Here is an 8,662-nt window from a genome sequence, read left to right on the forward strand (position 1 = left end):
GTAGTGGTCGCAGGCGCGACCGGCAATGTCGGGCGCGAGATGCTCAATATCCTCGCCGAGCGCGAGTTCCCGATCGACGAGATCGCGGCGCTGGCCTCCTCGCGCTCGCAGGGCACCGAGATCGAGTTCGGCGAGACCGGCAAGATGATCAAGGTGCAGAACATCGAGAACTTCGATTTCGCCGGCTGGGACATTGCGCTGTTCGCCATCGGCTCGGCTGCGACCAAGGTCCACGCCCCGCGCGCGGCCGCTGCGGGCTGCGTGGTGATCGACAACTCGTCGCTCTACCGCATGGACCCCGATGTGCCGCTGATCGTGCCCGAGGTGAACCCGGACGCCATCGACGGCTACAAGGCGCGCAATATCATCGCCAATCCCAACTGCTCGACCGCGCAGATGGTCGTGGCCTTGAAGCCGCTCCATGATGTCGCGAAGATCAAGCGCGTCGTCGTTGCGACCTACCAGTCGGTCTCGGGCGCGGGCAAGGAAGGCATGGACGAGCTGTTCGAGCAGAGCCGAGCGATCTTCGTCGGCGATCCGGTCGAGCCGCGCAAGTTCACCAAGCAGATCGCCTTCAACGTGATCCCGCACATCGACAGCTTCCTTGATGATGGCTCGACCAAGGAAGAGTGGAAGATGGTCGCCGAGACCAAGAAGATCCTCGATCCGAAGATCAAGCTGACCGCCACTTGCGTGCGCGTGCCGGTGTTTGTCGGCCATTCCGAGGCGATCAACATCGAGTTCGAGGAGGAAATCTCCGCCAAGCAAGCCCAGGACATCCTGCGCGAGGCGCCCGGCGTGATGCTGATCGACAAGCGCGAGGACGCCGGATACGTGACCCCTATCGAATGCGTCGGCGATTTCGCGACCTTCGTTTCCCGCGTGCGCGAGGACCCGACCGTGGACAGCGGCCTGTCGCTGTGGTGCGTCTCGGACAACCTGCGCAAGGGCGCCGCGCTGAATGCGGTGCAGATCGCCGAACTCCTCGGCCGCCGCCACCTCAAGAAGGGCTGATCCTTCCTGAAAAGCCCCTCCCCGCTCGGGGAGGGGTTGGGGAGGGGTAACCCGCGTCTCGGCAAGGTTCCCCCATTCCGGCGCAAAGCATTTCCAACCTCTGCGATAGACTTTCTTCCATTGCCGCCGCTCCTTTGCGGCCTTAAACCCCGACGCCACGAAAGGGACCCGACCACGGGACCTGCCGGGGGATTGCCATGTTGGCCCATTTCGATCTGCTGCACGGCTTTGCCGGCCTGCTCGTGGGCTTCCTCGTAGGTTTGACAGGCGTTGGCGGCGGTTCGCTGATGACGCCGATCCTCGTGCTGCTGTTCGGCGTCGCGCCGGGCACGGCGGTCGGGACCGATCTCCTCTTCGCTTCCGTCACCAAAGTCGTCGGTTCCGCGGTGCACGGGAAGCGCGAGACGGTGGACTGGCACATCATGCGCCGCCTCGCCTTGGGCAGCGTCCCCGCAGCGGTCATCACGCTCATCCTGATCTCCGATTTCGGCAAGATGAGCAAAAACTCCAGCCACATCGTCCTGCTCTGCCTTGGCGCGATGCTCATCGTCACGTCCATCGCCACGCTGTTCCAGAAGCAGCTGGCGGTCATGGCCAAGCAGCACGAGCGGCTGGACGACCGGCAGGTCCGCATTCCCACGGTGCTGCTCGGCGCACTGCTCGGCGTCGCGGTCACGATGACTTCGGTCGGCGCGGGTGCCATCGGCGTCACCGTCCTCCTGATGCTCTATCCCGCCCTGCGCGTCGCCAGGATCGTCGGCACCGATATCGCGCATGCGGTCCCGCTCACCCTCGTCGCAGGCTTCGGCCACTGGATTATCGGCGATGTCGATTTTGGCCTCCTCGCAAGCCTGCTTGTCGGCTCGCTGCCCGGTGCGGTAGTGGGAAGCATGCTCTCGACCCGCTCGCCCGATCATGTGCTGCGCCCCGCGCTCGCCGCCGTCCTCATGGTCTCCGGCATCAGGCTGCTCAGCCAGTGAGCGAGACCTATCCCGGCTTCGATGGCGCCCCGCTTGCCCTCCACCGCATGGGTGAGGGCCGCCCCGTCATCCTGCTCCACGGCCTGTTTTCTTCGGCCCATGTCAACTGGGTCAAGTTCGGCACCGCCGCGCAGCTCGCCGCTGCCGGGTTCGAATGCCTGATGCCCGATCTGCGCGCCCATGGGGCCAGCGCCGCGCCGCACGATCCGGCGGCCTACCCGCCCGATGTCCTCGTCCGCGATCTCGAAGCGATGATCCGCCACTACGGCCTGACGGATTACGACCTCGTCGGCTTCTCGCTCGGCTCGCGCACCTCGGCCCGCGCCGTCATCGCCGGTGCGCGGCCGCGCCGCCTCGTGCTCGGCGGCATGGGGCTCGAAGGCCTGGCGGGCTGGCTCCGGCGGCAGGCCTTCTTCGGCGAAGTGCTGGACAAGTTCGGCACGATCCGCCCGGGCGAGCGCGGCTATCCGGCGCAGCAGTTCCTCAAGACGATGGGCACCGATCCCGCCGCCGCGCGCCTGCTGCTCGGCACGATGGACGATACCGATCCCGCCGCGCTCGCCGCGATCACCATGCCCACGCTCGTCCTTTGCGGCGATCAGGACAACGACAATGGCAGCGCCGACCGCCTCGCCGAAGTCCTGCCCGATGCACGCCTCGCGGTGATCCCCGGCACCCATATGTCGAGTGTCACCGAACCTGCGATGGGCGCGGAACTGGTTTCATTTCTGACCGCTTGACGCGGGCAGGCGGGGGCTTATCGGTAGCGGCAAGGACTGCCTCGGATGCGGTCCACGTCCACTGACCGGAGAGCCAGTCCCATGAAAAGTCTTGTGTCTTTCGCCGCGCTCGCGGCCTCGCTCGCCGCAGCGCCCGCGTTTGCCCAGCAGGCCGCGCCCGCGCCCGATGCCGCAGCCGCGCAGGCGTGGATCAAGGCCGCCGATCGCGCCTATTTCGATCAGACCGTGCGCACCGGCCGCACCCAATGGGTCTACGAAACCAACATCACCGACGATACCGAGGCGCTGTTCGCCGCCTCCAACGCCGAATACAACACGCTCATGGTCAAGACCGCCGCCGAAGCCGCGCGCATGGCCAAGGTCCCCGGCCTCACCGCCGAAGACCAGCGCAAGCTCGTCATGATGCGCACCCAGATCACCAGCCCGGTGCCCACCACCCCCGGCGCGGCAGAGGATTTCGGCACCCGCCAGGCGCGCATTCAGGGCCTCTATGGCAAGGGCCACGGCACGCTGAACGGCCAGTCCATCAACGGCAGCGATATCGAGGAAGCGATGGGCACCAATCGCAATCCCGATCAGCTCAAGGAAATGTGGCTCTCGTGGCACGACAGCGTCGGCAAGCCGATGAAGGATGACTATGCGAGGATGGTCGCGCTTTCGAATGCCGGTGCGCAGGAGCTCGGCTTTGCCGATACCGGCGCGCTCTGGCGTTCGAACTACGACATGGACCCGGCCGCCTTCGCCGCGCTCACCGAAAAGATCTGGAACGAGGTGCGCCCGCTCTACGTCCAGCTCCACTGCTACACCCGCGCCAAGCTCAACGAGAAGTACGGCGATGGCGTGCAGAAGAAGACCGGCCCGCTCCGCGCCGACCTCCTCGGGAACATGTGGGGTCAGTCATGGAGCAATATCTACGATGTGGTCGCCCCGAAGGGCGCAGGTGATCTCGGTTACGACCTCACCGATCTGCTGGTCGCCAAGGGCTATGATCCGCTCAAGATGGTCAAGGCGGGCGAGGGCTTCTATTCCTCCCTCGGCTTTGCGCCGCTGGCTGAAACCTTCTGGGCCCGCTCGCAGTTCATCAAGCCGCGCGACCGCGAAGTCGTCTGCCATGCCTCGGCGTGGGATATCGACAACAAGGACGACCTGCGGATCAAGATGTGCATCAAGGTCAACGGCGACGATTTCGGGGTGATCCACCACGAACTCGGCCACAACTACTACCAGCGTGCCTACAACCAGCAGCCCTCGCGCTATTACATGGAAGGCGCCAACGACGGCTTCCATGAGGCCATCGGCGATACCATGGCGCTCTCGATCACGCCCGAATATCTCGTCCAGATCGGCCTCCTGGATCGCGACAAGGTGCCCTCGGCGGACAAGGACACCGGCCTCCTTCTGCGTCAGGCGCTCGACAAGGTCGCGGCGATGCCGTGGACCCTGCTGGTCGACCGCTGGCGCTGGGGCGTGTTCGACGGTTCGATCAAACCGGAGGGTTATGAGGCCGCATGGAACCAGATGCGCCTCAAGTATCAGGGCCTCGTCCCGCCGGCGGAGCGCGGCGCCGATGCTTTCGATCCCGGCGCGAAGTTCCACATCCCCGCCGTCGTGCCCTACACGCGCTACTTCCTCGCCCGCGTGCTGCAGTTCCAGTTCTACGAAGCGGCGTGCAAGGAAGCCGGCTGGCAGGGCCCGCTCCACCGCTGCAGCTTCTATGGCAACAAGGCGGTCGGCGCGAAGCTCAATGCCATGCTTGCCATGGGCGCCAGCAAGCCCTGGCCCGATGCCCTCGAAGCCTTCACCGGCAGCCGCGAAATGAGCGGCAAGTCGATGATCCGCTACTTCGCCCCGCTGCAGAAATGGCTCGAAGCGCAGAACAAGGGCCAGAGCTGCGGCTGGTGATGGGCTGACACGCGGGCAGCGCACCTTCTTTCAGGACCGGTACGGCGGCGCGCTGCCCACGCCGCGGCCCCCTCACCGGAACGGCGGCTCGTTGAATGCGCGAAGCTTGCGGCTGTGCAGGCGCGCGCCTTCCGCCCGCAGCAGCGCGCAGGCGGTCGTGCCGATGGCAAGGTGGCTCGAAATCGCCTCCTCATAGAAGCGATTCGCCTGCCCCGGCAGCTTCAGTTCGCCATGCAGCGGCTTGTCTGAAACGCACAGCAGCGTCCCATATGGCACGCGAAAGCGGTAACCCTGTGCCGCGATGGTTGCAGATTCCATGTCGATGCCGACCGCGCGGCTCAGGCTCAGGCGGCGCGCCGAGTGCGAATAGCGCAGTTCCCAGTTGCGGTCGTCGGTCGTGACGACGGTGCCGGTGCGCATCCGCCGCTTGAGGTCCGATCCCCCTGCGCCGCTGACGATCTCCGCTGCCCGCGCCAGCGCGACCTGCACTTCGGCAATGGCCGGGATCGGGATTTCCGGCGGCAGCACCGGATCGAGCACGTGATCGTCGCGCAAGTAGGCGTGGGCCAGCACATAATCGCCGATCTTCTGCGTGGGGCGCAGGCCGCCGCAATGGCCGATCATCAGCCACGCCTCGGGCCGGAGGACCGCGAGGTGGTCGCAGATCGTCTTGGCGTTGGAGGGGCCAACGCCGATGTTGACGAGCGTGATCCCGTTGCCGTCCGGTGCCACCAGGTGATAGGCGGGCATCTGGTGCCGCCGCCACGCCGTGTCCGACATGCGGGCGCGGGCATTCTCGGTCCGCTCGGTCAGGTGGAGCCCGCCGGCGCCCGAAAGCGCGGTGTATTCGCCGGTGCCGAGCTGCTTGCCCGCCCAATCGACGAACTCGTCGACGTAGCGGTGGTAGTTGGTGAAGAGGATATAGCGCTGGAAGTCCTCGGCCGGGGTCCCGGTGTAGTGGACAAGGCGGGCAAGGCTGAAATCGGTGCGCAGGCCGTCGAACAGCGAGAGCGGCAGCGGCCCGTCGCCGACGTTGTATTCACCGTCCGCGATCTCGTCGCCGATGTGCGAAAGCTCGGCGTTGGGGAAGTGCCGCGCCAGTTCCTGCGGCCCGATGCTCCCCATCTGCGCGCCAAGGCTGCCGTCAAGCACATAGGCGAAGGGGATTTCCTGCCGCGAGACGGCGGCTTCCACCGTCACATCGAAGCCCTGCAGGATGATCGCCAGCTGCTCGGCCAGATAGTCGCCAAACAGCGTCGGCCGCGTCACTGTGCAGCTGTAGGTGCCCTTCTGGCTGAGCCGCCCGAACGAGTGCCCGGTCGGCTCGATGCTCGGCTCGCCCCCGAAATGGATGCGCAGTTCCGGGTAGCAATAGCTGCCATCATGTCGCCGCTCGTCGGGCGGCAGCGTGCCCTTGGCGGCAAAGGCGATGACATCGTCGCGCAGCCGCGCAACCGAAGCGTTGTAGATGCGCGAAAGCTCGTCGAGCACGGAGGCGATATGGTCCATGCCCTAGGTGTAACGACGCGGCGTGACCTTTGAAAGTCAGGCGATCAGCGCATTCGTCTGAGCACCTTGGTCGAGACGACGTGGGCCTTCAGGTCCTCGGGGTAGAACCACACCTCGCGCAAGGTGCCGTTGGCATAGCGGTCCACCTGATCGCCGAAGTGGGGCGAGGCGGGATCGGCGCTGGTGCCGCCGATGCTGACCGCGCGGGCGCGCACCTTGGGGCCGAATTCGACCACCGCGACGAAGCTGTTGCCGCTGGTGCCGTACATTCGCTTCGTGCCCGGATAGCGCGCTGCGCCGAACGAGGCGAGGCTACCCCAGTTGCCGCTGGCGAACGGGATCGGCGTGCTGGGCTTCGCATCGTCGAACACTTGCGCGATCGCGCCGTCATTCCTCTGGTAGCGGTTGATCGCGCCCCACTGCACCTGCCACGAACCGAAATCGCTGACGAGCCAGTTCACCGCATCATCCAGCGCGGCCAGCCGCTGCGCATCGGTAATGCGGTGATTCATCCGCTCCCACAGGCTTTCCTCGTCGCTGTCGTCGATCTTGGCCACCCGCGCCCACAGCGCCTCGGCATATCCGACCGCAAGAGTGGTGGCGGTGGAGTTCAGCGCCCACTTGCGGTCCCACCCTTTCAGGAGCGCGATCGGCCCGTCGCGCCTTGCGTCCGGCGCTGCAGCGGCAGCGGCGAAGAGCGGCGGGAGCAGCCGGTCGAAAGCGGGGAGGGCGGGGTCGTAGGCAGCGGCCATCAGCTTCTCGAGCGTGAAGTCGGTGCGGCCCGTCAACACCGCGCGGGCATGAGCCTCGCGCGCGTTCTGGCCCACTTCGTCCATGTAGTGCGGGTAGGCGGCTTCTTTCGGGCTGTCCGCTCCTGCTGCGGTCCACGGCGCATTGTTGACGTTGAAGACCCAGCCATTGGCCGGATTGAGCACGTTGGGCAGGCTGGCAATGGGGTGGAGGCCCTGCCACCGTGCCGCCGGATTGCTGCCATCGACGGGCTTGCGCCAATCAAGGCTGTTGTCGCGGATCGGCATGAACTGTGGGTGCAGATAGGCGATCTCGCCCTTGGCATCGGCGAACAAGGTGTTGTTGCTGGAATTGGCCTGCAGGCCGGCCACTTTGAGGAAGCTCGCAAGGTCGCTGGTCTTGGTGCGCAGGAAGCTCTGTTCCAGCGCCGCGATCGGCCGGTTCATCAGGCCATAGGCAATCCACTTGCCGCCTTCCTCGCGCACCACGGGGCCATGCTCGCTGGCATAGGTGGTGAAGCTGCGCTGCGCGAGCGAGCCGTCCGGCTGGCGAACCTTGAGCGTGACGGAATGCGTGGTGAACGGCTTTACCGCCTCGCCCACCTTGTAGGCCGGTGCGCTGCCGCCCAGCTGCACCACAGTTTCGGCGAACTCGTCTACGCGGTCGGCCCCGGTGGTGGTGTGCATCCATCCGGCGTTCTGGTTGAAGCCCTGGTAGATGAAGAACTGCCCCCAGGTCGCGGCGCCATAGGCGTTGAGGCCCTCGCCGCTGGTCACCTGCTGCTCGGCGCGGAAATAGAAGCTGGTGTGCGGATTGATCAGCAGCAACGCATGGCCGCCCGCGGTGCGCGAGGGGGCGATGGCGATGCCGTTGGAGCCCGCAGGTTCCTTGAGGCGGCGGCCGAGCTCTTCGTCGGTCATCGCCACCTTGCGGGCACCGTAGAACGCCTCGAGCTGCGAGAGCGGCACGCGTTCGATATCGCCGCCGATGCTGCCTTCGGTGAAGCTCAGCGCCATCCACGGTTCGAAATGCGTCAGGACTTTCGGTTTAACCTCCGGATGATCGGCGAGGTAGGCATTGAGGCCCGCGGCCCAGGCATCCATCAGCTTGCGCAGCCACGCGGGGCTCTTCGCATAGTCTGCCTTCAGCACTTCGGGATCGATCCAGAGCCGCTGGCGCAGGTCCTGCCACACCGCGCCCGGCCCTTCGGCTTCGGCCAGACGGCCCAGGCTGACGAGGTAGTTTCGCTCGATTCGGGGGAAGTCATCCTCCGCCTGCGCATAGATCATGCCGTAGATGGCATCGGCGTCGGTCTTGCCGGAGATGTGCGCGATGCCCCATTCGTCCCGTTCGATCTTCGCTTCGCCGATCGTTGCGGGCGATCTTGCGGCAGAAGAGGCGGGAACGACGCCTGCCACAAGCGCTGCGAGCGCGACGGTGTGTCCAAGCTTCATACCAACTCCCGGCAAGATGTTATCAGGATGAGCTTGGCAAGGATTGGGAACCCGCCGCAATGAAAAAGGGGCGCTCCCTTGCGGAAGCGCCCCTTTTCGGTTGCTCTCAGGCCCTACCTCGGACCTCGCCTCAGGCGTCCGCGTCTGCGGCGCGGTCCTCGAGCAGGTCAGCCGGGATTTCACCCGGTTCGGCGTTGGGGTCGTAGGCTTCGGTGAAGCCGCCGACTTCGGTATCAAACATCGCGTCGATGACGTCGACGCCCTGCGACTGCAGCGCGGCTTCGTCGGGCGAACGGGCGACGTTGACCTTGAC

6 protein-coding genes and 1 pseudogene are annotated in these 8,662 nt (G+C 65.9%); 4 read left to right on the forward strand and 3 right to left on the reverse strand.

Annotated elements, in window-relative coordinates; all coding sequences use genetic code 11:
* From K5Q19_RS08680 to K5Q19_RS08695, 4 genes are all read left to right on the forward strand, one after another.
* On the forward strand, window positions 1-1,014 hold a 1,014-nt coding region (locus tag K5Q19_RS08680; RefSeq protein ID WP_292943524.1), incomplete at its 5' end, for an aspartate-semialdehyde dehydrogenase.
* A gap of 197 nt (window positions 1,015-1,211) precedes the next feature.
* Window positions 1,212-1,994: a sulfite exporter TauE/SafE family protein gene (locus tag K5Q19_RS08685; RefSeq protein ID WP_292943527.1), complete on the forward strand. Its 783-nt coding sequence runs from the start codon at window positions 1,212-1,214 to the stop codon at window positions 1,992-1,994.
* A 47-nt stretch (window positions 1,995-2,041) separates the two neighbouring features.
* A complete protein-coding gene (locus tag K5Q19_RS08690) occupies window positions 2,042-2,734 on the forward strand; it encodes an alpha/beta fold hydrolase (protein WP_292943539.1) in 693 nt (230 codons plus the stop codon).
* Between the two features lie 81 nt (window positions 2,735-2,815).
* A complete protein-coding gene (locus K5Q19_RS08695) occupies window positions 2,816-4,636 on the forward strand; it encodes a M2 family metallopeptidase (protein ID WP_292943530.1) in 1,821 nt (606 codons plus the stop codon).
* Between the two features lie 72 nt (window positions 4,637-4,708).
* Here the strand turns inward: K5Q19_RS08695 and K5Q19_RS08700 are convergent, their stop codons facing one another.
* The 3 genes and pseudogenes from K5Q19_RS08700 to K5Q19_RS08710 form a co-directional block, all read right to left on the reverse strand.
* Window positions 4,709-6,145 (reverse strand): AMP nucleosidase, encoded by a 1,437-nt coding sequence (locus tag K5Q19_RS08700; RefSeq protein WP_292943533.1) that lies wholly within the window; start codon window positions 6,143-6,145, stop codon window positions 4,709-4,711.
* Between the two features lie 44 nt (window positions 6,146-6,189).
* A complete protein-coding gene (locus tag K5Q19_RS08705; RefSeq protein WP_292943536.1) occupies window positions 6,190-8,349 on the reverse strand; it encodes a penicillin acylase family protein in 2,160 nt (719 codons plus the stop codon).
* 130 nt (window positions 8,350-8,479) lie between these two features.
* Window positions 8,480-8,662: pseudogene (locus tag K5Q19_RS08710) on the reverse strand (50S ribosomal protein L9); the annotation flags it as partial.

Origin of the sequence: Novosphingobium sp. (assembly GCF_019748365.1) — a bacterium.
Lineage (GTDB): Bacteria > Pseudomonadota > Alphaproteobacteria > Sphingomonadales > Sphingomonadaceae > Novosphingobium.